Raw genomic sequence first — 22,671 nt, 5'->3', positions numbered from 1 at the left:
ACCCGTAGCCCGGGCAAGGCGCGTTGAGCGCCGCGCCGGGAGCAGCGCGCAGAGTAGCCCAGTAGAGAGCAGAGTCGTTGAACTCCCCGGAGGCGATGCTGCGCATCTGTCCGGGCTACCGGCCCGGAGTCGGCAGTGAACCTGTACTGCGCACCTGTCCGGGCTACCGCGCTGCAAACGGCGATGAACCTGTAGCCCGGGCAAGGCGCGTCAAGCGCCGCCCCCGGGAGCAGCGCGCAGAGTAGCCCACGGAGCAGAACGCAGCGCGAGCCGGGTCAAACTACCAGTCGATTCCTGCCTGCGCCTGAATACCACCGTCAAAGGCGTGCTTCACCGGGCGCAGCTCGCTGACCGTATCGGCAAGCTCCAGCAGGCGGGCATGGCAGCCGCGGCCGGTAACAATCACGTTCTGCTGCGGCGGACGATTGACAATAGCGGCAATCACTTCCTGTGGATCCAGATAGCGATACGCCAGCATATACGTGAGCTCATCCAGCACCACCAGATCGTAGCTCGGATCGGCCAGCATGCGCTTACTCTCTCGCCATACGACCGATGCCGCCTCAATATCCGTTTCCCGGTTTTGCGTTTCCCAGGTAAAGCCGGTGCCCATAATGTGAAACTCAACGCCCAGAGGATGCAGCGTATTGTACTCTCCATTATCCCACTGGCCTTTAATGAACTGGGCAACGCCGACGCGCTTACCATGTCCGACGGCTCGCGTTGCCGTACCAAAGGCGGCAGTAGATTTGCCCTTACCGTTGCCGGTGAAGACGATCAAGATGCCTTTTTGCTCCGTTGCCGCCGCCACGCGGGTATCAACCTGCGTTTTCAGCTTCTGCTGGCGCTGACGATGGCGGTCAGGATTACCTCGCGCGTGCATAAATGCTCCTTAGTGCCCTGCCGGACAGGTGGCGCAGCGGTGCTGCTGCTCGAACTGGCTAAAGAAGTTGTTGCCTTTGTCGTCAACCAGCACAAACGCGGGCAGGTTTTCGACTTCCATCATCCATACCGCTTCCATGCCCAGTTCCGGATACTCAAGGCAGCGTAAACTTTTCACGTACTGCTGCGCCAGCAGAGCCGCCGCACCGCCGATGCTGCCGAGATTAAAACCGCCGTGTTTCAGGCAGGCTTCGGTCACCTGTGGGCTGCGGTTGCCTTTTGAGAGCATGATCAGACTCCCGCCCGCGGCCTGGAAAGCATCAACATACCCGTCCATCCGTCCGCCGGTGGTGGGACCCAGCGAGCCGCAGGCAAGATTGTCTGGCGTTTTCGCCGGTCCGGCGTAGTAGACGATATGATTGCGCATGTAAGCCGGCATCGGTTCGCCATTATCCAGCCGCTCTTTAATTTTGGCATGGGCAATATCGCGGGCGACGACAATTGGACCGCTCAGCGACAGCCGGGTACCGACCGGCAGGGCTGACATATCGCGAAGGATATCGCGCAGCGGCCGATTCAGGTCGAGCTGGACGGTCTGCGCCCCGTTTTCTATCCGCTGAGAATCAGGAATAAACTTGCCCGGGTTATGTTCCAGCTTCTCCAGCCAGATGCCGTGCTTGTTGATTTTGGCTTTAATGTTTCGATCGGCGGAGCAGGAGAGGGCCATAGCGATAGGGCAGGAGCCGCCGTGCCGCGGCAGGCGGATCACGCGAATATCGTGAGCGAAATATTTGCCGCCAAACTGCGCGCCGATGCCGAACTCGCGGCTGGCGTTAAGCAACGTCGCCTCCAGCGCAGTATCGCGAAACGCCTGGCCCAGCGCATTTCCGCTGGTGGGCAGATTGTCATAATATTTGGTCGAAGCCAGCTTCGCCACCTTCAATGCCTGATCCGCCGAGAGGCCGCCCACCACAAAGGCGATGTGGTACGGTGGACAGGCGGCGGTGCCCAGCGCTTTCATTTTTTCTATCAGGAAGGCGGTGAGTTTTTCCGGCTGCAGGATGGATTTTGTTTCCTGAAACAGCGCTGCTTTGTTCGCCGAGCCGCCGCCTTTGTTGACGAACAGGAAGCGGTATTCGCTACCCGGCACGGCGCTGATGTCGATCTGCGCCGGCAGGTTAGTCTCCGTGTTGACCTCGGTGTACATATCGAGGGGGGCATTTTGCGAATAGCGTAAATTATTTTCCTGGAAGGTGTTGTAGACGCCCTGACTCAGGGCTTCAGCATCGTTGCCGCCGGTCCAGACGTTCTGGCCTTTGCTCGCCACGATGGTTGCGGTCCCGGTATCCTGGCAGTTTGGCAGCACGCCTTTTGCCGAGACTTCGGCGTTGCGCAGCAGCTGCAGCGCAACATATTTATCGTTACTGCTGGCCTGCGGATCGTGCAGGATACTGGCGATCTGTTTTAAATGTCCGGCGCGCAGGAAAAATGAAGCCTCATAAAATGCCTGCTGAGCCAGCAACGTTAACGCTTCGGGCGCAACCTTGATGACCTCTTCACCATCTAACTCTGTCACCTTAACATGTTGATTACTGAGTAGTTCATATTCCGTATTATCTTTACTCTGCACAAAGAGTTCCTGCCAGACAAAGGGTTTAGACATGTGACATCTCACTATTTCGCGAAAAAGAGATTGGCCTGCGTCGCTTTAGCGACGTACTCGATGGTTTGCTGGGCGCGAACGCTATTACCGGCTGCATCCAGCGGAGGGGAGTAGACGGCGATGGCGTACCGCCCCGGCACCACGGCGATCATCCCGCCGCCAACGCCGGATTTCGCCGGAATACCGACGCTATACAGCCATCTGCCGCTGCCGTCGTACAGCCCGGCTATCGCCATTTCCGCCAGTACCTGCGGCACATAGCTGGCGTTAAGCAGTTGCCTGCCGTTGAACGGCGATTTACCGCCGTTGGCCAGCACGGCTCCCATTTTGGCGAGCTGCTCAACGGTGATATCCACCGAACATTGACGGGTGTAGATTTCGACGGCTTCCTGCGGATCGCCATAAAAGCTGCGGTAGGAATGCATCAACATGGCCAGCGCCTGGTTATGCTGGTTGGTTGCCATTTCGGATTGAAATACCGGCTCGTTCACGCTCAGCGTACTGTCGGCCCAGGCGCTGAGATTGTTGAGGATTTTATTCCAGCGGTCGGTTTTGTCCTGCGCCGCAATCAGGCTCACGGTGCTCATGGCGCCGGCGTTGACTAACGGATTCTCCGGCGCGCCTTGGGTGAGTTCGACGGCTAATCCGGAATTGAAGGGCAGGCCGGTGGCGTTGGCGCCGAGTTTATCCAACACTTCCTGCGGTCCGCGTTGCTCCATTGCCAGCGCCAGGGTGAACACTTTGCTCAGGGACTCCATCGGGAACGCTTTTTTTACGTCGCCGGTCTGGTAAATTTTGCCTTCTACCGTCGCGAGCGTAATGGCGAAATTATCCGGGCTATAGGTCGCCAGAGCGGGGATGTAGTCGGCGACTTTACCCTCGTGGTTATTTTTATATTTCTGATGCGCCTGCTCGATAATGCTGGCGTAGTCCGGTGCGCCCTGAGCTGCGGCGGCGCCGCTAAACAATAAGCTGGCGGTGAACAGGCAGGTGCCGAGAAATTTAACGTTCATGGTATGTCCTGTTGAGATTATTGAGAGGAACCGGGCCGGATAGATCCGGCCTGGGGTTCGTAGCCATCTTGCCGTCAAGACATCGCCACTTCGGACGTTTCGCTGGCAGGACGCTCCTGCTCGGGTTTTTTGACCGGGGCGGTGCCGCGGCAGCCTTCTCCATAGTGCTCGCCTTCCCAGCGGCCAACGATGGCGGCGCCCATGGCGTTACTCATTACGTTAGTGGCGGAGCGACCCATATCGAGGAACGGATCGACGCCCATCAACAGGATCAGGCCCGCTTCCGGAATGTTGAACTGGTTCAGCGTCGCGGCAATAACCACCATTGAGGCGCGCGGTACGCCCGCCATCCCTTTTGAGGTCAGCATCAGAATCAGCAGCATGGTGATCTGCTCGCCCATGCCGAGGTGCACGTTGCAGGCCTGGGCGATAAACACCGTGGCGAACGAGCAGTAGGCCATGGAGCCAACCAGGTTAAAGGAGTAGCCAATGGGCAGAACGAAGCTGGCGATTTTGGAAGAGACGCCAAATTTTTCCAGCTTATCGAGGGTGCCCGGGAAGGCGGCTTCAGAGCTGGACGTGGTGAAGGCCAGCAGGGCGGGCTCAAGGATCGCTTTGGTCAGACGGCCAATGCACGGACCAACAATGACCGCCGACAGGCCAATCAGCATCGCCCACAGCATGCCAAGCGTCAGGTAGAACTCACCCATAAAGATACCGGCGCTGACCATTACGCCCAGTCCGCGCTCGGCGATCAGCCCGGAGATAGCGGCAAAGACGGTTAGCGGCGCGAAGAGCATGACGTAGCCCGTCAGCTTCAACATTACGTGGACCAGCGAATCGAGCACTTTCACAATGGGTTCGGCTTTTTCGCCGATAGCCGCCAGGCTACAGCCGAGGAAAATGGAGAACACCACGATTTGCAGGATTTCGTTGCGCGCCATCGCATCAACGATGCTGGTCGGCACCGCGTGAGAGATAAATACCTTCAGTGTGAAGGGCTCAGATTGAACGGCCGCGACCGCTCCGGCATCGTGGGCGACGAAATTAATCCCCGCCCCCGGCTGGAACAGATTAACGATCACCAGCCCCAGCGCAATCGACAGCAGCGAGGCGCAAATAAACAGGAAAAAAGTTTTCGAGAATATCCGCCCGAGCGTTTTAGCATCGCCCATTTTGGCGATGCCAACTACCAGCGTGGATATTACCAGCGGAGCGATAATCATTTTTACCATGCGTAAAAATATGGTGGTGAAAATAGAAATATCCTGCGCGTATGATTTTGCTGTATCAGCCGATGCCATATTATTAATTGCCACCCCGGCAATCATGCCGAGTATCAGGCCTAATATGATCATTTTGGTTAAACTTATTTTTTTCATGTTTACTCCATCGGATCGAGGTTAGTCGGTGAAGTGTTGTAGGGCAGCGCACGCCTGAGCCTGCAAACCGCTCAGACGGGCGCCTGTGGTGACCAACCGCATAAATTGTCTGGAATACAGTGATACAGCGAAATCCTGTACACCAAGGGATGTTGTTGTATTTTTATATCCGTTGTCTTTCAGGCTGCATTTTTGTTGGCTGCCTTTGCTCACCCCCGTCATGTACGGATGTACGCTCCTGGGAATGAATGAGGGACATCCATGTCCCTCACCGAAGGCAGCCTCCGGCTGTTCAAATTCGTTCCTGACGAATTTGTCCTTCAGTTGCCGCCTCAATGCAACTCGAAATCCATTGGATATAGAATTAGAAATCGAACTCAATACTTAATAACGGCGCATGTTGCTGAGCGCCATAAACATCATTGTCGCCAACGTTGCCGGAAATAATATCCCGCGGCATGACAATTTTTACCGCGTTAGCCGGGTCAAACCAGACAATGCGATGAATAAAATCAGGTCTCACGTTATATAAGCTGGCAATAAGCTGCGGAGTTAATTGCTCAGATCGTTTTACCCGCTGATAATCCTCCCGGGTTTTAAATAAAATATCTAAAACTAATTCATACGGCCCGGCGTTTTTGGAGCGGATCACCTGCGCCAGTGAGCATAGAGATTGTTTCATGCCTGAACTCCTTCTGGCGTGACCTGCTCGATATGGAAGTCAAAGCGCAGCGCGTCGCAGGCTTCAATCAGGTGATAGATTGAAAACTCATACACCGGGCCACTCTGGATATCGGAAGGCGAGAACGGGAAGGCGAGGTTGCCCGCGGTCGCAATGCGGTTTTCATAACCGTAGTGCAGCAGGGTAGAGCGCACCAGCGAGCAGACGCTGTTGGCGGTATCCTGAGTCGGGGCGACGACGTCCAGTAAAATCCCCAGCTCGTGCCCGGCGGTTTTCATCGGTTCGTGATTGCCCATCACGCCGTTCTTTCCGTACAGATGGAAAGTCATGCGGATGCTGTCGTCACTCAGCGAGAGGTTGCGCGCCACGCTGGCCTGTACCTCTGCAAGAATCGTGTCGATCCCGGCGATCATGATCGGGTCGCGGGTTCCGGCAATGGTCAGGCAGCGAAAGCCGACCCGACGCGCGCCTTCCAGCTTCAGCGCGTAGGGCGTCTCTTCGTGGCGAGAGCCGCTAACGTACACCTCGCCTTCGTTGACCGCTTTGAAGCTGCATCCTTTGAGGTTCAGCACGCCGCCGGGCCCCGGCAGGAAGTACGGATCGGACTTCTCGTATAACGTGTGCGCCGCGGCGGACGTTTCGGTGAATTTGCGCTGTGGATTGAAGGTTTTCAGCGTAAAACCGTTGTCGTCGATGATCCCCATCGCGCAGTCGGAGCCGGACCCTGGGGTCGCCGCAATGGCCGCGCATTCAAGGATCTTGCCGCAGTGCAGGGCCAGCCCCTCATCGAAGCCCTGCATAATCGGCAGCGCCGCGAAGCAGGCTGGATCGTACGCCCGTCCGCCCAGCACCACCTGGGCGCCAGCGGCCAGCGCTCGTTGGAACGGTTCGATACCCATCTGGGCGACGATATAGGTGCTCTCTTCAATAGCTTCGTGGGTCAGCTCGGGCACAAAGTCGAGGGCGGTGATTTTGCCGTTATCCAGCGCCTGATGCACGATGGATTTCTCGACGTCAGACGGGATCAGCGCCATGGAAAACGACAGTTGCTCTTCCTGCGCAATCTCATGGATGATTTGCCGGCACCACTCCAGGTGCGGGGCCGCGCCGGAGCCGCCGGCCGTGCCGATCACCACCGGAATACTGTTTTTTACGCCGGCGACGATCATATAGCGCAGATCGCGTTTCACTCCGGCTCTGTCGGTAAAGGGTTTACCTGCTCCCAGATAATGGGGGCCGGGATCGGATGAACCGGCGTCAACGGCAATCAGATCAGGAGACTCCGCCATGGCTTTAAGAAAGCTCTCTTCCGGAAAGCCATAACCCAGAATCGCGGTCGGCGATAAGATCTTAAAGGTACGAGCCATCTCTTAATCCTTAGTCTGCAACAGCGCGATGGTGCGGTTCATTTCGTTAAACACGATGTTAAGACCTTCGTCGAAGCCCATGCCTGGCTTGATCAGCATGCGTACAGGACGCGCGGCCAGCGCGACGTGAACGCAGGTGCGGGCGCTGATCTCGGTTTCGTTACAGGTCCCGCCCTGATAGGCTTCCATCGCATGTTTGTTGCAGTACAGCACCGCGTCCACAATGTTATGGACGCCGCCGAGGTCCGGGGTTTTAATCTGTACCATGTGGCAGCTGCCGGCATCGGTGAAGTCAACGATATCCTGATAGGTGTTACACCATTCGTCGGCGACGATTTTCACCCCGGAACCCAGGCGGGTCAGCTCTTTGGTGATGGCGGTCAGCATGCGGATCTGATCCGGTTTGTTGCCGGCATCCACCGGGCCTTCTATATAGAGCGGCAGGCCCTGGGCCTCTTTCTCCAGGCTGGCGATATATTCGGCGCAGCGAAGCGGGTCCATATCGAAAATCAGGCCGATGGTGCCGTAAACATCGATATGCAGCGTCGGGCGGTAGCGGGGGCTGGTGCGCAGGCTTAAGATGCGGTCGGACAGCCAGCGGATATACTCGCGCAGTTTCTCCCCTTTCAGACCCAGCTTCTCTTCAACGTTGTTAATCAGCGCATGCGGCAGAACATCGACGCCTTTGAGGATCATCTTGTCCACGGCGATATAGCGGTCGTCTCCGCTCTGACCAAATAAAGGAATCGCTTCCGGGATGCAGGGCAGCTGCCATTCGTCGCAAACCACCTCCGCCTTCAGACGGCCGCTGGCCAGCGCCGTGGCATCGAGTAGCGCCTGGGAAAGACCATAGCGGACGGCGGTATGCAGCAGTTGGCCGTCGATGCGCAGCTTGTCGAAGAAGCGGGCGTTCGGCAGGAACGTATCGACATCCCGGCCTTCCAGCAGCGGTTTAATATGATCGTTGAGGAAGGGAATAAAATTTTCCGCGAGGAACAGCGGGTCGCGGCCGCCGGCGCCGGAATACTGTACGGCGGCACAGTCACCGACCGCTACCGCGCCGTTTTCCAGAATTAGCTGCACGGAAACGCATTCACCTGCCTGGCGCACGGAGGTAAATCCGGGGGTAACCGGCGCGCCGGTATAGATGAATCCATCGTGACCCGCGCCGTTTTTAATCGCCTGCTGGTCATCAAAGTAGAATGAGGAGTAGCCAGCGGTGAAAAGGGCCTGTTTAATTTTCATTATGGTCTTCCTATTAATTGACTGTGGGATACCGCGTTGATGTCATCAACAACCATCTGGAATGAGGGCTTGCGACCTTCAAAATGCGCACGTTCTGCGACGTAATCGTGGTGCAGGGCGAGGATGTCCTTCGGCAGCGGAACCGCGCCAGCTTCAAGCACGCGAATAGCGCCGGAATTGTCGCGAACCGGCAGAATTTTGCCCGCGTTGCAGGATGCCGGAGCAAAAGGCACGTCCAGCACGCCCGCTTCAAAGGCCAGCACCGTACCGCGGGCGATATCGCCGTTACCCAGTTCGAAGACTTTCTTCAGTACCGCGCGTACCTCGCTTTTTATCAGCTCCACTTCCTGATCTACCGCGGCGCACGGCGGGAACTTCTGATCGCTGACCATATTGAGCATCTGGCGGGAGGCCCTCAGGCCCTGCGCGTTGGCCGCTGCGGTTGGAATACCGAACGCTTCATGCGGGCTCTTGGTGATCACTTTGGTGGCGCCGGACATGCCGGCCACCGCCGCGCCCCAGGAGATAATGGCGAATGCTTTCGATTCATCTTCCGGAAAGCCGCCCATCCACTGGTGGAAGACGGTACTCAGCTCATAATCGTCGAAACCGTAATTGCCAAAATATTCGTGAGAAAGTTCGCGAAGCGACTTAATCGCTGCAATGTCCTGGGTCAGGCTGCCCACCTGGCCGTAGCCGACGGTAATTGATTTGACGCCCTGTTCCAGCGCCAGCAGCCCTTCGATAATCGCCACCGCGTGGGACATAAACGGCGGGATCAGAGTGCCGGTTAGCGGGCCGAAAGGTTCGCGGTTAATTCGAATGCCGTGTTCTTCATAAAGGCCCATCAGACGGTCGCAGTACTGCCAGTCGCGAATCGACTTCTCCAGGGTCACGCGCTTGGCGTAGGGAATGTTGTAGGAGATACCGCCGCCTTCGTAGCTGGTAAAGCCGCTGGCCATGGAAATTTCCGCCAGCAGACGCGCGTCCGGCGTACCGTGACGTACCTGCACCGGTTTTTCCAGCGCTTCGGTCATCCGGCGGCAGGCAGCGACGCCGTGGTTAACCACCGGTAAACCGTTGAGTCTGGAGGTACCCGCTTCGATAGACTTCTGAATGCCGACCGCCGCTTCTTCGTAACGGTTAAGGCGGGTGTAGGCATCGATGGTACTGGGCAGTAGATCGCACTCTTCCTGCAGCGTCTTGAGTAGCGCAATGTGTTCATCCATCAGCGCTACGCCCGCGCGCGGCTGGCTCAACGTTTTACCTTCCTGGTCGGCCTTAAGCAGGGCGTGAGAAAAGCGTTTTTTCTCTGGAATAGTTTGCTGGTACTTCACGCCATCTTCGAAGTGCTCAACGTCCTTGCCGGTATGCCAGGTCTGCAATACCTGATGCCGCTCGGTCATGAATTCGTCATGGGTTAATTTTTTATTTCGAAGTTCCATTCGTAGCTGCCTTCATTTATAGGGTTAAACAGTGAATGCTGGTGCGAGCGGCGAGTTCGGGATAAAGCCTGGCAACGTTTGCCAGCAGCGGAAGCAGGCCTTTTGCATCGCGGTAATAGTCAAACTGGGTCGGTAAGAGAATGCGTCTGCCGTCGTCATCCAGTTCGCGGTATTTCAGCCAGCGGTGGATGTCAAAGCGGCTGGCGCGGGAGAGCCATCCACCGGATCCGACGACTTTGCGCACCGGGGTCAGGTCGCGCCCCATCTGCAGGTCGACGTTGCCCACGCAGGTGCAGACCTGTTTTTTGGTTCCCGCGTGGCGTTCGCTGGCGTAGCCCACGCAGAGCCCGGCGAGAACGGTGTCGAAATACTTTTCTTCTTCACTGGCCGGCAGATAATCCGGCTGAGCGACAAGATGGCGCAGATAGCGGTAAAAAGCCTCCTGACGCTGCGGCTGGTGGGCAAAGACCACGTTCACCAGCTCCCGGGCGCTTTCACCGACAACCATCGCCGAGACGCGCATGCCGAGATCGCCTTCCACCGTGCGTTTTACATATGGCTCCGGAACGCCGTGTAGAACGGTATCCGGCGAGAGCGTGTTGGCGCTGGCGGAGTAGACATCGGTAGTCGCGCCGCCCATGTCGATCAGCATGAACTCTTTCCACGTACTGTCGTAATGACTGATGGTTTTCACCAGCTCGTAGACGGTCCACGGCGTTGGCATCGGCTCTTCGCCGGTTTCTGCGACGATAACGTCCAGTCCTTTACCTTTGACGATCCGGGATAAGAAAACATCGCATATTGCCTTGCGGGCCGCGTACGGATTCGGGTGATCAAGATCGGGCAGAATATTGTCTACCGTGGTCAGATCTTTATGGCCGAGGATGGTCTGAATCTCGTCCTGAATGTCGCGGTTGCCGGCATAGATAATGGCGCAGTCGAGCGTTGACTCCGCCAGCGCGTGGGCGTTAGCCAGGCCGTAGCTCGTTTCACCGCCGTCGGTCCCGCCGGTAAACAGCAGAATGTCCGGCGGCGAGGCTTCCAGCGCCTGAATGTCGTGGCGATTCAGTTTATAAGAGTAGTATTGGGCGATTTTGGCCCCCGCCGAGTGGGCGGTGACTTTTGCTGACTCCAGGGTGATGGACGGCACCAGCCCCATCGCGGCGACGGCAAGACCGCCTTTGGCCGATGAGGAGTATTTCAGCGTGACGTCACCGCGGTTCAGCAGCGGGCGCGCATCGGCAACGTTAAGCACCTGGTTCAGGCTGGCAAAAAAGCCTTCCGCCAGGTGATGGGTGGTTGTCGGGGTCAGAACGTGGTTTACCAGCGTCAGCTCATCCCCCTCCTGGGTGAAGAGGGCCGCCTTGGTCCACGTCGAGCCGATATCGACTGAGACGGTTTGCATCAGATGGCCTCTTCCAGACACGGGTGTTTAACGCCATGGCGCTGGTTGATGTCGTTTGCCATCAGTTGGCAGACGTCTTCCAGATCGTGGCTGGGGGCAAAAACGCGGTTGAACCCCATCTCTTTGAACTTCGCTTCAACGTCGGCAAAGTCATGCTTTCCGACCACCAGATTGCCGCCGACGTAAAGGAGAATGTCGCCGATACCGCGTTCGATGCAGCGCTCGCGCAGTCCCAGGCAATCGATATCGCCGTGGCCGTAAATCGACGACACGACGATGGCATCCGCACCAGTTTCGATGGCGGCATCAATATATTCATCCTGGCTGACCATCACGCCCAGATTGATTACGCGAAAATCATGGGCAGTAAAAACGCGGTCCAGGACTTTATTGCCTACTGCATGGCAGTCAGCACCAATGACGCCAATAACGAGTGTTGATTTCTTCATGGGTAATCCTCTGTAGGGCTGATGGTATAAAAATAAAAACGACGATCTAATATTTGGCAGCCTGGGTTATGGATGCCTGTTAATAGGGCTGGAGTGTCTTTGGTTCGTCGGGAGGAAGCAATTGATCTATTTTCAGAATATCATTCAAAAAAAGCGCATTTTTGAGTTTTCGTTAAAAATTCTTTGTTTATCATAGTGATGTACTTAATGCTTATAAATTTGATTGGTCCTTTTTGAGTTCTCGTAATAAATATATTGCGATGTTTGTGAGCGAGATCTTATTTTATTTTTGGCTGGCTTCTGTATTTCTAAATAACGGGTTAAATACAATTCTTTAAAATTTTCTGTGAGCGCGGTAACGGAATTTATGGGCTGGTTTTTATATGTGTCAAAGGCAATTTGTTAGAATAAAGCTATCAAATGATGAATTGTTCGTTTCATATTCTATTTTTGTTGATGAGGCAGACATACGTCGTCAGAGAGTAAAAATGCAGACTGCAGATGATCCTTAAGAAGAGTAGGGGGCCTGACCTGCACAAAAAAGAAATCGATGGGCGGCGGTGACGGGATAAACGATAGTCACATAGGGGTGTTAATTAAAGGTAAATGCAATGATAAATATAATCAGTAAAAAAATAAACGATAGTAACTTGATAAAAAAAATCTGTGAACTACGCAACATTATCAGTTGAGGTCGGCATTTAAGCCGCTCACGAGGGCTCATTAAGTACCGCTCCGCTGTGAAATAAATGGTCTATCATTTTCAGTAACTGATGACACTCCTGAAAAACATACCGTTAACCTTGTGTTTACTAGTGTTGTACACAGTAAACATAATTAACATTTAAAATGAAAATTGATTTAAATCAATGTTTAAAACTTGGAAAAGAACAAGAAATGGAGTTAAATTGTCGCGGATCAAATTGACCAAAATCTGATATTTTCGCTATAAATTGATCGCCGTCGAAAACTGCAAATTTATCACAATAAAAACCTATTTATTGTAAGGGTTTTGCAGCGTAATATAATCACGGGATCAATTTGGGTGTTTTGTTAACATGTTTGTAACTTTTCACCACTACCGTTTCCTTGACAGAGGAAACGGGCGTGACGAGAAGAAGCAAATAAATTTGTATTGGGGCATGCGTGTGACCCTTTCTAACGGGGTTCACTCTCGGAGTCTTCATGCGATGAGCAAGGAGTCATGATGTTAGATATAGTCGAACTGTCGCGCTTACAGTTTGCCTTGACCGCGATGTACCACTTCCTGTTTGTGCCGCTGACGCTTGGTATGGCGTTCCTGCTGGCCATCATGGAAACGGTCTACGTCCTTTCCGGCAAACAGATTTATAAAGATATGACCAAGTTCTGGGGCAAGTTGTTTGGTATCAACTTCGCTCTGGGTGTGGCAACCGGTTTGACCATGGAGTTCCAGTTCGGGACAAACTGGTCTTACTACTCTCACTACGTGGGCGATATCTTCGGTGCGCCGCTGGCCATTGAAGGTTTAATGGCCTTCTTCCTCGAATCTACCTTTGTAGGTCTGTTCTTCTTCGGTTGGGATCGTCTGGGTAAAGTGCAGCACATGGCCGTGACCTGGCTGGTAGCGCTCGGCTCCAACCTGTCGGCGCTGTGGATTCTTGTCGCTAACGGCTGGATGCAGAACCCGATTGCGTCGGACTTCAACTTTGAAACCATGCGTATGGAGATGGTCAGCTTCTCTGAGCTGGTTCTGAACCCGGTGGCTCAGGTTAAGTTCGTGCATACCGTGGCTTCCGGCTACGTGACCGGCGCGATGTTCATTCTTGCTATCAGCTCCTGGTATATGCTCAAAGGGCGCGACTTTGCTTTTGCCAAGCGCTCCTTTGCTATCGCAGCAAGCTTCGGCATGGCGGCAATCCTCTCCGTTATCGTTCTCGGTGATGAATCCGGTTACGAAATGGGCGACGTGCAGAAAACCAAGCTGGCGGCTATCGAAGCAGAATGGGAAACTCAGCCTGCTCCGGCGGCCTTTACCCTGTTTGGTATTCCTGACCAGAAAGCAGAGGAGAACCGCTTCGCGATTCAGATTCCTTACGCGCTGGGCATCATTGCGACTCGCTCCGTCGATAAACAGGTTACCGGCCTGAAGGATCTGATGGTTCAGCACGAAGAGCGTATCCGTAACGGGATGAAGGCTTACGCGCTGCTGGAACAGCTGCGTGCAGGTTCAACTGACCAGGCCGTTCGCGATCGGTTTAACGACGTGAAGAAAGATCTTGGTTATGGTCTGCTGCTGAAACGCTATACCGACAACGTCTCCGACGCGACGGAAGCGCAGATTGCGCAGGCGACCAAGGACTCCATTCCTGCCGTGGCGCCGCTCTATTTTGCCTTCCGTATCATGGTGGCGTGCGGCGTGCTGATGCTGCTGATTATTGGCGCCTCCTTCTGGACCGTGATTCGTAACCGCATTGGCGAGAAAAAATGGCTGCTGCGCGCTGCGTTCTATGGCCTGCCGCTGCCGTGGATTGCCGTAGAAGCTGGCTGGTTTGTTGCTGAGTATGGCCGTCAGCCCTGGGCTATCGGTGAAGTGCTACCAACGGCTGTAGCGAACTCGTCGCTGACTGCGGGCGACCTGATCTTCTCTATGGTGCTGATTTGTGGCCTGTACACGCTGTTCCTGGTGGCTGAACTGTTCCTCATGTTCAAGTTTGCCCGCAAAGGACCAAGCAGCCTGAAAACCGGTCGCTATCACTTTGAACAGTCCTCTGCGGCTATTCAGTCGGCACGCTAAGACAGGAGTCGTCAAATGATCGATTATGAAGTATTGCGTTTTATCTGGTGGCTGCTGATTGGCATTCTGCTCATTGGTTTTGCCGTCGCCGATGGCTTCGACATGGGGGTGGGCATGCTCACCCGTTTCCTCGGTCGTAACGACACCGAGCGTCGAATTATGATTAACTCCATTGCTCCGCACTGGGACGGAAACCAGGTGTGGCTGATCACCGCAGGCGGCGCGCTCTTTGCCGCCTGGCCGATGGTCTACGCCGCCGCGTTTTCCGGCTTCTACGTGGCAATGATCCTGGTGCTGGCATCTTTATTCTTCCGTCCGGTTGGTTTCGACTACCGCTCGAAGATTGAGGATACCCGCTGGCGTAATATGTGGGACTGGGGCATCTTCGTCGGCAGCTTCGTACCGCCGCTGGTGATTGGCGTGGCGTTCGGTAACCTGCTGCAGGGCGTTCCGTTCCACGTTGATGAATATCTGCGTCTGTACTACACCGGCAACTTCTTCCAGCTGCTGAATCCGTTTGGACTGCTGGCCGGTATTGTTAGCGTGGCGATGATCCTGACGCAGGGCGCGACCTATCTGCAGATGCGTACCGTGGGCGAACTGCACCTGCGTACCCGCACCGTCTCAACGGTAGCGGCGCTGGTGACGCTGGTCTGCTTCGCGCTGGCAGGCGTTTGGGTCTACTATGGCATCGACGGTTACGTAGTGAAATCCGTCATGGATCATACCGGCCCGTCTAACCCGCTGACCAAAGAAGTGGCTCGTGAGGCCGGCGCGTGGATGGTGAACTTTAATAATATGCCGGCGCTATGGGCGATTCCTGCTCTGGGCGTGGCGCTGCCGCTGCTGACCGTCATTTCGACCAAAGCAGATAAAGGCGCCTGGGCATTTCTGTTCTCCTCGCTGACGCTGGCGTGCATCATTCTGACTGCCGGTATCGCCATGTTCCCGTTCATTATGCCTTCAAGCACGGCGATGAACGCGAGCCTGACCATGTGGGATGCCACCTCCAGCCAGCTGACGCTGAACCTGATGACTTACGTGGCGATTGTCTTCGTACCGATTATTCTGGCCTACACCACCTGGTGTTACTGGAAAATGTTCGGTCGCATCACTCGCGAAGACATCGAAAAGAACACCCACTCGCTGTACTAAGGTAAGGAGCTATATATGTGGTATTTCGCATGGATTTTGGGAACGCTTCTTGCTTGTGCCTTTGGGGTGATTACCGCGCTGGCGCTTGAGCACGTGGAAGCCACCAAAGCAGGTAAAGAAGAACACTGATGAGTATTATCGCGACTCTTTACGCGATAATGGACAAGCGCCCGTTAAGGGCGCTTTCCTTATTGATGGCGCTGGCGCTAGCGGGCTGCATCTTCTGGGACCCGTCGCGCTTTGCGGCCAAAACCAGTGAGCTGGAAATCTGGCACGGCTTCCTGCTGATGTGGGCGGTGTGTACCGGCGTTATCCACGGCGTGGGCTTTCGCCCGCGCGCCATCCACTGGCAGGGAATTTTTTGTCCGCTTATCGCTGATATTGTGCTCGTTTTGGGCCTGTTCTTTTTCTTCTTTTGAATAAGAAATCTCTGTTAACCATATGGGCTTGCATAAGCCCATAAAAATTTACTCCTCGTTTACTTTCCCCCATTCCAAACCACGATTCCCGCGCGTATAGTAGCGAAGTTTGAAAGCACTAACCTTTTGTTGCATTACCGGGATGTAAAGTGAATACAACGCTGTTTCGATGGCCGGTTCGGGTCTACTACGAAGACACCGACGCCGGTGGTGTGGTTTACCACGCCAGCTACGTCGCTTTCTATGAAAGAGCACGCACAGAGATGCTGCGCCATCATCACTTCAGCCAACAGGTTTTGCTGGCTGAACGAGTTGCCTTTGTGGTTCGCAAAATGACGCTGGAGTATTTTGCGCCCGCCAGACTCGACGACATGCTCGAAATCCAGACGGAGATAACCTCAATGCGAGGGGCGACCCTGGTTTTCACGCAGCGAATCGTCAACGCCGAGAACGTGGTTTTGAATGAAGCTGAAGTTCTGATCGTGTGCGTTGATCCACTCTTAATGAAGCCTCGTGCGCTTCCCAAGTCTATTGTCGCGGAGTTTAAGCAGTGACTGAGATGAATATCCTTGATTTGTTCCTGAAGGCAAGCCTTCTGGTTAAACTTATCATGTTGATTTTAGTTTGTTTTTCTATCGCCTCCTGGGCCATTATTATCCAGAGAACGCGCATTCTTAACTCGGCGTCGCGTGAAGCCGAAGCGTTTGAAGATAAGTTCTGGTCAGGTATTGAGCTTTCTCGTCTGTATCAGGAAAGCCAGGGCCGTCGCGATAATCTGACCGGTTCGGAACAAATCTTCTACAGCGGTTTTAAAGAGTTTGCTCGTCTGCATCGCGCCAACAGCCATGCGCCGGAAGCAATTGTTGAAGGGGCATCGCGCGCGATGCGTATCTCGATGAATCGCGAGCTGGAATCCCTGGAGACGCACATCCCGTTCCTCGGTACGGTAGGTTCTATCAGCCCGTATATCGGTCTGTTTGGTACCGTATGGGGGATCATGCACGCCTTTATCGCGCTGGGCGCGGTAAAACAGGCGACGCTGCAAATGGTGGCACCGGGTATTGCAGAGGCGCTCATTGCGACCGCAATTGGTCTCTTTGCCGCTATCCCGGCGGTTATGGCTTATAACCGTCTGAACCAGCGCGTGAACAAACTTGAGCTGAACTACGACAACTTTATGGAAGAGTTCACCGCTATTCTGCACCGTCAGGCGTTTACCAGCAGCGAAAGCAATAAGGGGTAAGCCATGGCCAGAGCACGTGGACGCGGGCGTCGCGAACTGAAGTCCGAGATCAACATCGTTCCGCTGCTGGATGTCCTGCTGGTGCTGTTGCTGATCTTTATGGCGACAGCGCCGATCATTACGCAGAGCGTAGAGGTCGACCTGCCGGACGCAACGGAATCGCAGGCGGTAAAAAGCAACGATGAACCGCCGGTGATCGTTGAGGTTTCCGGAGTCGGGCAGTACAACGTGAAAATTGGCCCGGAAACGCTATCGCAGCTGCCGCCTGAACAGGTTATTGCCGAAGCCAGGCGTCGACTTGAGGCGAATGAGAAAACGGTGTTCCTGATCGGCGGTGCGAAAGAGGTGCCATACGATGAGATTATTAAAGCGCTTAACCTGTTGCATAGCGCAGGGGTTAAATCGGTTGGCTTGATGACTAAGCCGATCTAATCGCTCGCAATACGCACCCCCGCCAATATGGCGACGGTGGGACAAACGTGTCCCGCGGCCGACGTCATCGAACGGGAACAGGCGAACAGTTTTTGGGAACCGATAGTGTCAAAGGCAACCGAACAAAACGACAAGCTTAAACGAGCGATCATAGTTTCAGTCGCGCTGCACATCGTCTTGATAGCGCTGCTGATCTGGAGTTCGTTTGACGAGCATCTGGATGCTTCTGCCGGCGGCGGCGGGGGCTCTTCTATAGATGCGGTTATGGTCGATCCGGGGGCGGTTGTGAAGAATTATGACCGTCAACAGCAGCAGCAGGCCAGCGCCCGCCGCGCCGCCGAGCAGCGTGAAAAGCAGGCTCAGCAGCAGGCGGAAGAGTTGCGCGAAAAGCAGGCCGCCGAGCAGGAACGGCTAAAACAGCTGGAACAGGAGCGTCTGCAGGCGCAGGAAGCGGCTAAAGAGGCGAAAGAGCAGCAGAAACAGGCGGAAGAAGCCGCGGCGAAAGCCGCCGCAGCGGCCAAAGCGAAAGCGGACGCTCAGGCGAAAGAGGCGCAGGAAGCTGCCGCCAAAGCCGCCGCTGATGCAAAAGCGAAGGCCGATGCTCAGGCGAAAGCAGCCGAAGCCGCTGCGGCGAAAGCGGCGGCGGATGCGAAGAAACAGGCAGAAGCAGAAGCCGCGAAAGCGGCCGCGGACGCGCAGAAGAAAGCCGAAGCGGATGCAGCGAAGAAAGCTCAGCAGGAAGCCGAGAAGAAAGCGCAGCAGCAGGCAGAGAAAAAAGCGCAGCAAGAAGCGGCGAAACAGGCTGCGGCTGAAAAGGCTGCTGCCGAAAAAGCGGCAGAAAAAGCCGCCGCGCAGAAAGCCGCTGCTGAGAAAGCAGCAGCCGAGAAAGCCGCCGCAGCGGAAAAAGCCGCCGCTGAGAAAGCTGCGGCAGCCAAAGCCGCAGCAGCAGAGAAGGCCGCCGCAGACAAAGCAGCGAAAGCCGCAGCCGCTAAGGCAGCAGCCGCGAAGAAAGCCGCTGCGGCCAAAGAGGCCAACGGCGTGGACGATCTGCTCGGCGACCTGAGCTCCGGTAAGAATGCGCCTAAAACTGGCGGTGGGGCGAAAGGGAGCAATGCATCTGCTGCCGGGAGTGGTAATACTAAAAATAATGGCGCATCAGGAGCTGATATCAGCAATTATGCCGGGCAGATCAAATCTGCCATTGAAAGTAAGTTTTACGACGCAGCGTCTTACTCAGGCAAGACCTGTACCTTGCGTATTAAACTTGCTCCGGATGGCATGTTGCTAAATATACAGTCTGAAGGTGGGGATCCTGCGCTTTGTCAGGCCGCTCTTGCAGCAGCCCGACAGGCTAAGTTCCCAAAACCGCCTAGTCAGGCGGTATATGAAGTATTCAAAAATGCGCCGTTGGACTTCAAACCTCAGTGATATTTTTCCCCGTGCAAGCGGGGAAAAACAATCTATTGTAGTCACAGGGTTTTAGTAGTTTTGTGTATTTGGGTTTGTTAACATTCTGCTAAATTATCGTGGGCTTTCCGCCTGGATAAGGGAGATATGATGAAGCAGGCATTACGAGTAGCATTTGGTTTTTTAATGCTGTGGGCGGCAGTGCTGCACGCAGAAGTACGCATCGAGATTACCCAAGGGGTTGACTCGGCACGCCCAATCGGCGTAGTGCCGTTCCAGTGGGCGGGGCAGGGTGCTGCACCTGAAGATGTGGGCGGTATCGTGGCGGCTGACCTGCGCAACAGCGGCAAGTTTAACCCGCTCGATCGCTCTCGCCTGCCTCAGCAGCCGGGTAGCGCTCAGGAAGTACAGCCTGCGGCATGGTCTGCGCTGGGTATTGACGCCGTTGTGGTGGGTCAGGTGACGCAAAACCCTGACGGCTCCTATAACGTCGCCTACCAGCTGGTGGATACCGGCGGCGCGCCGGGTACCGTGCTTGCACAGAACTCATTTAAAGTTACTAAGCAGTATCTGCGCTATGCCGCGCACGCTGCCAGCGACGCGGTATTTGAAAAGCTGACCGGCATCAAGGGCGCCTTCCGTACCCGTATCGCCTACGTGGTGCAGAAGAACGGCGGCCAGTTCCCGTACGAACTGCGCGTATCCGACTACGATGGTTACAACCAGTTCCTCGTTCACCGTTCCACCCAGCCGCTGATGTCTCCGGCCTGGTCTCCGGATGGTGCGAAACTGGCCTATGTAACCTTTGAAAGCGGTCGTTCTGCGCTGGTGGTGCAGACTCTGGCTAACGGCTCCGTTCGTCAGATTGCTTCGTTCCCGCAGCACAACGGCGCCCCGGCGTTTTCGCCGGACGGCAGCAAACTGGCCTTCGCTCTGTCGAAAACCGGTAGCCTGAACCTGTACGTGATGGACCTCGGATCCGGTCAGATTCGCCAGGTGACCAATGGTCGTAGCAATAACACCGAACCAAGCTGGTTCCCGGATAGCCAGAATCTGGCCTTTACTTCCGACCAGGCGGGACGTCCGCAGGTATATAAAGTCAATATTAATGGCGGCACGCCGCAGCGTATTACCTGGGAAGGTTCACAAAACCAGGATGCTGACGTGAGCGCTGATGGTAAAACTATGGTAATGGTAAGCTCGGCCGGTGGTCAGCAGCACATTGCCAAACAAGATCTGGAAGCGGGTGGTGTGCAGGTTCTGTCATCAACGTTTTTAGATGAAACGCCAAGTCTGGCACCTAACGGCACTATGGTAATCTACAGCTCTTCTCAGGGGATGGGATCCGTGCTGAATCTGGTTTCTACAGATGGGCGTTTCAAAGCGCGTCTTCCGGCAACTGATGGACAGGTAAAATCGCCTGCCTGGTCGCCGTATCTGTGATAATAAATAATTGATTATTAAAGGAATCAAAGAAATGCAACTGAACAAAGTGCTGAAAGGGCTGTTGATCGCTCTGCCGGTTATGGCAATCGCGGCGTGTTCTTCTAACAAGAACGCCAGCAACGACCAGAGCGGTGAAGGCATGCTGGGTGCCGGCACTGGTATGGACGGTAACGCTAACGGCGGCAACATGTCTTCCGAAGAGCAGGCTCGTCTGCAGATGCAACAGCTGCAGCAGAACAATATCGTTTACTTCGATCTGGACAAATACGATATCCGTTCTGACTTCGCTGCAATGCTGGACGCGCACGCTAACTTCCTGCGTAGCAACCCGTCTTACAAAGTGACCGTAGAAGGTCATGCGGATGAGCGCGGTACGCCGGAATACAACATCGCTCTGGGTGAGCGTCGTGCTAATGCCGTTAAGATGTATCTGCAGGGCAAAGGTGTTTCTGCTGACCAGATCTCCATCGTTTCTTACGGTAAAGAAAAACCTGCAGTACTGGGCCACGACGAAGCGGCTTACGCCAAAAACCGTCGCGCCGTACTGGTTTACTAAGAGAATTGCATGAGCAGTAACTTCAGACATCATCTATTGAGTCTGTCGTTACTGGTTGGCATAGCGGCCCCCTGGGCCGCTTTTGCTCAGGCGCCAATCAGTAGTGTCGGCTCAGGCTCGGTCGAAGACCGTGTCACTCAACTCGAGCGTATTTCCAATGCGCACAGCCAGCTTTTAACCCAGCTCCAGCAACAACTCTCCGATAATCAGTCCGATATTGATTCCCTGCGCGGCCAAATTCAGGAAAGCCAGTATCAGCTGAATCAGGTTGTTGAACGCCAGAAGCAGATCCTGCTGCAGATCGACGGTCTGAGCAGCGGTGGCGGCGCGACGGGCGCGCAAAGCCCGTCGTCAGCCAGTGAGCAAGGCGCTGCGGCAAGCGCGCCAGCGGCTTCATCAGGCGCTCCGGCGTCGACCGGCGATGCAAACACCGATTACAACGCGGCTATCGCGCTGGTGAAGGATGCTTCCCGCCAGGACGACGCGATGGCGGCTTTCCAGAACTTCGTCAAAAAGTACCCCGATTCAACGTATCAGCCGAACGCCAACTACTGGCTCGGTCAGCTGAATTACAATAAGGGTAAAAAGGACGATGCGGCGTACTATTTCGCTTCCGTGGTGAAAAACTACCCTAAATCTCCGAAAGCGCCCGATGCGATGTTTAAAGTCGGCGTAATCATGCAGGACAAAGGCGATACCGCAAAAGCCAAAGCGGTTTATCAGCAGGTGGTCAGTAAATTTCCTGGCACCGACGGAGCCAAACAAGCGCAAAAACGCCTTAACGCGCTCGGATGATTATGGCATGACCAGAAATCGCATTATTTCTGGTCTTGTCGCATGAATCCTAAGCAGTTAAGCAATCTTTATCTAAATTGTTGTTGCGCTGAATTCTGAAATCAGTAATATATGCCGCCGTTGCCAAGGGATATCGAACAAGCCCAAAGCGACAAAAATAGTGGGTCGTTAGCTCAGTTGGTAGAGCAGTTGACTTTTAATCAATTGGTCGCAGGTTCGAATCCTGCACGACCCACCAATCGTTCTGGTGGAACGCGATAGTAAAACGTGAAGGATAACGTTGCGTCAGCAGCGGCACGTAGGGCGAGGCGAAGCCGAGTCATCCTGCACGAGCCACCGTGAAAAGATGTATCCAGCGCAGTATCGGGTGATTAGCTCAGCTGGGAGAGCACCTCCCTTACAAGGAGGGGGTCGGCGGTTCGATCCCGTCATCACCCACCACTTCGGGTCGTTAGCTCAGTTGGTAGAGCAGTTGACTTTTAATCAATTGGTCGCAGGTTCGAATCCTGCACGACCCACCAATTTAACATTGAACTCAGATGTTAAACGTGAAGGATAACGTTGCGTCAGCAACGGCCCATAGGGCGAGCGAAAGCGAGTCATCCTGCACGACCCACCAATTTCGAATTGGTGACGAGTGAAGAATATTCAGGCAGTACCCGAGCGGGTCGTTAGCTCAGTTGGTAGAGCAGTTGACTTTTAATCAATTGGTCGCAGGTTCGAATCCTGCACGACCCACCAATCCTCAGCTGAGGGCGGGTAGTAAGCGTGAAGGATAACGTTGCGTCAGCAACGGCCCGTAGGGCGAGGCAAAGCCGAGTCATCCTGCACGACGCACCATCCTGAATCGTTCCAGTTAGCAGTAAACCCGCAAGGGGTCGTTAGCTCAGTTGGTAGAGCAGTTGACTT

General features: G+C 54.8%; 21 protein-coding genes and 4 tRNA genes. 15 read left to right on the top strand and 10 right to left on the bottom strand.

What is annotated here, in order from left to right; genetic code table 11:
- Window positions 1–280 precede the first annotated feature (280 nt).
- The 10 genes from cobO to glmS all read right to left on the bottom strand — a co-directional run bounded on the left by cobO (window position 281) and on the right by glmS (window position 11,533).
- Entirely contained in the window at window positions 281–883 is a 603-nt protein-coding gene (gene cobO / locus HMPREF3178_RS15800; protein ID WP_004100306.1) for a cob(I)yrinic acid a,c-diamide adenosyltransferase, read from the bottom strand.
- Window positions 884–892: 9 nt separating this feature from the next.
- Entirely contained in the window at window positions 893–2,545 is a 1,653-nt protein-coding gene (locus HMPREF3178_RS15795) for a class I fumarate hydratase (protein WP_004100308.1), read from the bottom strand.
- A gap of 11 nt (window positions 2,546–2,556) precedes the next feature.
- Window positions 2,557–3,558 (bottom strand): glutaminase A, encoded by a 1,002-nt coding sequence (gene glsA / locus HMPREF3178_RS15790; protein WP_004111467.1) that lies wholly within the window; start codon window positions 3,556–3,558, stop codon window positions 2,557–2,559.
- A gap of 74 nt (window positions 3,559–3,632) precedes the next feature.
- Window positions 3,633–4,940, bottom strand: a complete 1,308-nt coding sequence (locus HMPREF3178_RS15785; protein ID WP_004100312.1) for a dicarboxylate/amino acid:cation symporter — start codon at window positions 4,938–4,940, stop codon at window positions 3,633–3,635.
- A gap of 364 nt (window positions 4,941–5,304) precedes the next feature.
- Complete coding sequence (locus tag HMPREF3178_RS15775; RefSeq protein ID WP_004100314.1) at window positions 5,305–5,622, bottom strand: DUF4387 domain-containing protein; 318 nt, start codon at window positions 5,620–5,622, stop codon at window positions 5,305–5,307.
- Complete coding sequence (locus HMPREF3178_RS15770; protein ID WP_017146324.1) at window positions 5,619–6,989, bottom strand: acyclic terpene utilization AtuA family protein; 1,371 nt, start codon at window positions 6,987–6,989, stop codon at window positions 5,619–5,621. Before HMPREF3178_RS15770 ends, HMPREF3178_RS15775 begins: the two co-directional genes overlap by 4 nt.
- A gap of 3 nt (window positions 6,990–6,992) precedes the next feature.
- Window positions 6,993–8,234 (bottom strand): methylaspartate ammonia-lyase, encoded by a 1,242-nt coding sequence (locus HMPREF3178_RS15765; RefSeq protein ID WP_004100316.1) that lies wholly within the window; start codon window positions 8,232–8,234, stop codon window positions 6,993–6,995.
- Complete coding sequence (locus HMPREF3178_RS15760) at window positions 8,234–9,679, bottom strand: methylaspartate mutase subunit E (RefSeq protein WP_017146323.1); 1,446 nt, start codon at window positions 9,677–9,679, stop codon at window positions 8,234–8,236. The genes HMPREF3178_RS15765 and HMPREF3178_RS15760 overlap by 1 nt, the downstream gene beginning before the upstream one ends.
- 16 nt (window positions 9,680–9,695) lie before the next feature.
- Entirely contained in the window at window positions 9,696–11,084 is a 1,389-nt protein-coding gene (gene glmL / locus HMPREF3178_RS15755) for a methylaspartate mutase accessory protein GlmL (RefSeq protein ID WP_004100318.1), read from the bottom strand.
- Window positions 11,084–11,533 carry a methylaspartate mutase subunit S gene (glmS, locus tag HMPREF3178_RS15750; RefSeq protein ID WP_004100319.1) on the bottom strand — a complete coding sequence of 150 codons (450 nt, stop codon included), beginning with the start codon at window positions 11,531–11,533 and terminating at the stop codon, window positions 11,084–11,086. Before glmS ends, glmL begins: the two co-directional genes overlap by 1 nt.
- Before the next feature lie 1,207 nt (window positions 11,534–12,740).
- On the opposite strand from glmS, the gene cydA reads away from it, so the two are divergent.
- The 15 genes from cydA to HMPREF3178_RS15665 all read left to right on the top strand — a co-directional run bounded on the left by cydA (window position 12,741) and on the right by HMPREF3178_RS15665 (window position 22,503).
- Window positions 12,741–14,309 carry a cytochrome ubiquinol oxidase subunit I gene (gene cydA, locus HMPREF3178_RS15745; RefSeq protein WP_004100321.1) on the top strand — a complete coding sequence of 523 codons (1,569 nt, stop codon included), beginning with the start codon at window positions 12,741–12,743 and terminating at the stop codon, window positions 14,307–14,309.
- 15 nt (window positions 14,310–14,324) lie between these two features.
- Complete coding sequence (gene cydB, locus HMPREF3178_RS15740; protein ID WP_004100323.1) at window positions 14,325–15,464, top strand: cytochrome d ubiquinol oxidase subunit II; 1,140 nt, start codon at window positions 14,325–14,327, stop codon at window positions 15,462–15,464.
- A 15-nt stretch (window positions 15,465–15,479) separates the two neighbouring features.
- A complete protein-coding gene (gene cydX / locus HMPREF3178_RS15735) occupies window positions 15,480–15,593 on the top strand; it encodes a cytochrome bd-I oxidase subunit CydX (RefSeq protein ID WP_004100325.1) in 114 nt (37 codons plus the stop codon).
- Window positions 15,593–15,883 carry a cyd operon protein YbgE gene (gene ybgE / locus HMPREF3178_RS15730; protein ID WP_004100327.1) on the top strand — a complete coding sequence of 97 codons (291 nt, stop codon included), beginning with the start codon at window positions 15,593–15,595 and terminating at the stop codon, window positions 15,881–15,883. The genes cydX and ybgE overlap by 1 nt, the downstream gene beginning before the upstream one ends.
- Before the next feature lie 149 nt (window positions 15,884–16,032).
- On the top strand, window positions 16,033–16,437 hold the full coding sequence (ybgC, locus tag HMPREF3178_RS15725) for a tol-pal system-associated acyl-CoA thioesterase (RefSeq protein WP_004100330.1): 405 nt from the start codon (window positions 16,033–16,035) through the stop codon (window positions 16,435–16,437).
- Window positions 16,434–17,126, top strand: a complete 693-nt coding sequence (gene tolQ, locus HMPREF3178_RS15720; protein ID WP_004100332.1) for a Tol-Pal system protein TolQ — start codon at window positions 16,434–16,436, stop codon at window positions 17,124–17,126. Before ybgC ends, tolQ begins: the two co-directional genes overlap by 4 nt.
- A 3-nt stretch (window positions 17,127–17,129) precedes the next feature.
- Window positions 17,130–17,558 carry a colicin uptake protein TolR gene (tolR, locus tag HMPREF3178_RS15715; protein ID WP_004100333.1) on the top strand — a complete coding sequence of 143 codons (429 nt, stop codon included), beginning with the start codon at window positions 17,130–17,132 and terminating at the stop codon, window positions 17,556–17,558.
- Between the two features lie 105 nt (window positions 17,559–17,663).
- Window positions 17,664–18,986 carry a cell envelope integrity protein TolA gene (gene tolA, locus HMPREF3178_RS15710; protein WP_017146322.1) on the top strand — a complete coding sequence of 441 codons (1,323 nt, stop codon included), beginning with the start codon at window positions 17,664–17,666 and terminating at the stop codon, window positions 18,984–18,986.
- A gap of 129 nt (window positions 18,987–19,115) precedes the next feature.
- A complete protein-coding gene (tolB, locus tag HMPREF3178_RS15705) occupies window positions 19,116–20,408 on the top strand; it encodes a Tol-Pal system beta propeller repeat protein TolB (protein ID WP_004100336.1) in 1,293 nt (430 codons plus the stop codon).
- 34 nt (window positions 20,409–20,442) lie between these two features.
- Window positions 20,443–20,967, top strand: a complete 525-nt coding sequence (pal, locus tag HMPREF3178_RS15700) for a peptidoglycan-associated lipoprotein Pal (RefSeq protein ID WP_004100337.1) — start codon at window positions 20,443–20,445, stop codon at window positions 20,965–20,967.
- A gap of 9 nt (window positions 20,968–20,976) precedes the next feature.
- A complete protein-coding gene (gene cpoB, locus HMPREF3178_RS15695) occupies window positions 20,977–21,762 on the top strand; it encodes a cell division protein CpoB (protein ID WP_004111482.1) in 786 nt (261 codons plus the stop codon).
- A 162-nt stretch (window positions 21,763–21,924) separates the two neighbouring features.
- Window positions 21,925–22,000, top strand: a tRNA-Lys gene (locus tag HMPREF3178_RS15690).
- Window positions 22,001–22,127: 127 nt separating this feature from the next.
- A tRNA-Val gene (locus HMPREF3178_RS15680) sits at window positions 22,128–22,203 on the top strand.
- A gap of 4 nt (window positions 22,204–22,207) precedes the next feature.
- Window positions 22,208–22,283: transfer RNA gene (locus tag HMPREF3178_RS15675), tRNA-Lys, on the top strand.
- 144 nt (window positions 22,284–22,427) lie between these two features.
- Window positions 22,428–22,503 (top strand) — tRNA-Lys (locus HMPREF3178_RS15665).
- The last annotated feature ends 168 nt before the right edge of the window (window positions 22,504–22,671 follow it).

Origin of the sequence: Klebsiella sp. HMSC09D12 (assembly GCF_001808475.1) — a bacterium.
GTDB classification, from domain to species: domain Bacteria; phylum Pseudomonadota; class Gammaproteobacteria; order Enterobacterales; family Enterobacteriaceae; genus Klebsiella; species Klebsiella oxytoca.
Note: the sequence above shows the minus strand (reverse complement) of the source record. Positions and strands in the feature narration are given on the sequence as shown.

Excerpts from the sequence above, each read along its gene's own strand:
- pal (WP_004100337.1), top strand. The coding sequence starts at position 20,443 with ATGCAACTGAACAAAGTGCTGAAAGGGCTGTTGATCGCTCTGCCGGTT.
- ybgE (WP_004100327.1), top strand. The coding sequence starts at position 15,593 with ATGAGTATTATCGCGACTCTTTACGCGATAATGGACAAGCGCCCGTTA.
- HMPREF3178_RS15785 (WP_004100312.1), bottom strand. The coding sequence starts at position 4,940 with ATGAAAAAAATAAGTTTAACCAAAATGATCATATTAGGCCTGATACTC.
- glmS (WP_004100319.1), bottom strand. The coding sequence starts at position 11,533 with ATGAAGAAATCAACACTCGTTATTGGCGTCATTGGTGCTGACTGCCAT.
- glmL (WP_004100318.1), bottom strand. The coding sequence starts at position 11,084 with ATGCAAACCGTCTCAGTCGATATCGGCTCGACGTGGACCAAGGCGGCC.
- HMPREF3178_RS15770 (WP_017146324.1), bottom strand. The coding sequence starts at position 6,989 with ATGGCTCGTACCTTTAAGATCTTATCGCCGACCGCGATTCTGGGTTAT.
- HMPREF3178_RS15765 (WP_004100316.1), bottom strand. The coding sequence starts at position 8,234 with ATGAAAATTAAACAGGCCCTTTTCACCGCTGGCTACTCCTCATTCTAC.
- HMPREF3178_RS15760 (WP_017146323.1), bottom strand. The coding sequence starts at position 9,679 with ATGGAACTTCGAAATAAAAAATTAACCCATGACGAATTCATGACCGAG.
- tolB (WP_004100336.1), top strand. The coding sequence starts at position 19,116 with ATGAAGCAGGCATTACGAGTAGCATTTGGTTTTTTAATGCTGTGGGCG.
- HMPREF3178_RS15795 (WP_004100308.1), bottom strand. The coding sequence starts at position 2,545 with ATGTCTAAACCCTTTGTCTGGCAGGAACTCTTTGTGCAGAGTAAAGAT.
- cydX (WP_004100325.1), top strand. The coding sequence starts at position 15,480 with ATGTGGTATTTCGCATGGATTTTGGGAACGCTTCTTGCTTGTGCCTTT.
- cydA (WP_004100321.1), top strand. The coding sequence starts at position 12,741 with ATGTTAGATATAGTCGAACTGTCGCGCTTACAGTTTGCCTTGACCGCG.
- cydB (WP_004100323.1), top strand. The coding sequence starts at position 14,325 with ATGATCGATTATGAAGTATTGCGTTTTATCTGGTGGCTGCTGATTGGC.
- HMPREF3178_RS15775 (WP_004100314.1), bottom strand. The coding sequence starts at position 5,622 with ATGAAACAATCTCTATGCTCACTGGCGCAGGTGATCCGCTCCAAAAAC.
- tolR (WP_004100333.1), top strand. The coding sequence starts at position 17,130 with ATGGCCAGAGCACGTGGACGCGGGCGTCGCGAACTGAAGTCCGAGATC.
- glsA (WP_004111467.1), bottom strand. The coding sequence starts at position 3,558 with ATGAACGTTAAATTTCTCGGCACCTGCCTGTTCACCGCCAGCTTATTG.
- cpoB (WP_004111482.1), top strand. The coding sequence starts at position 20,977 with ATGAGCAGTAACTTCAGACATCATCTATTGAGTCTGTCGTTACTGGTT.
- cobO (WP_004100306.1), bottom strand. The coding sequence starts at position 883 with ATGCACGCGCGAGGTAATCCTGACCGCCATCGTCAGCGCCAGCAGAAG.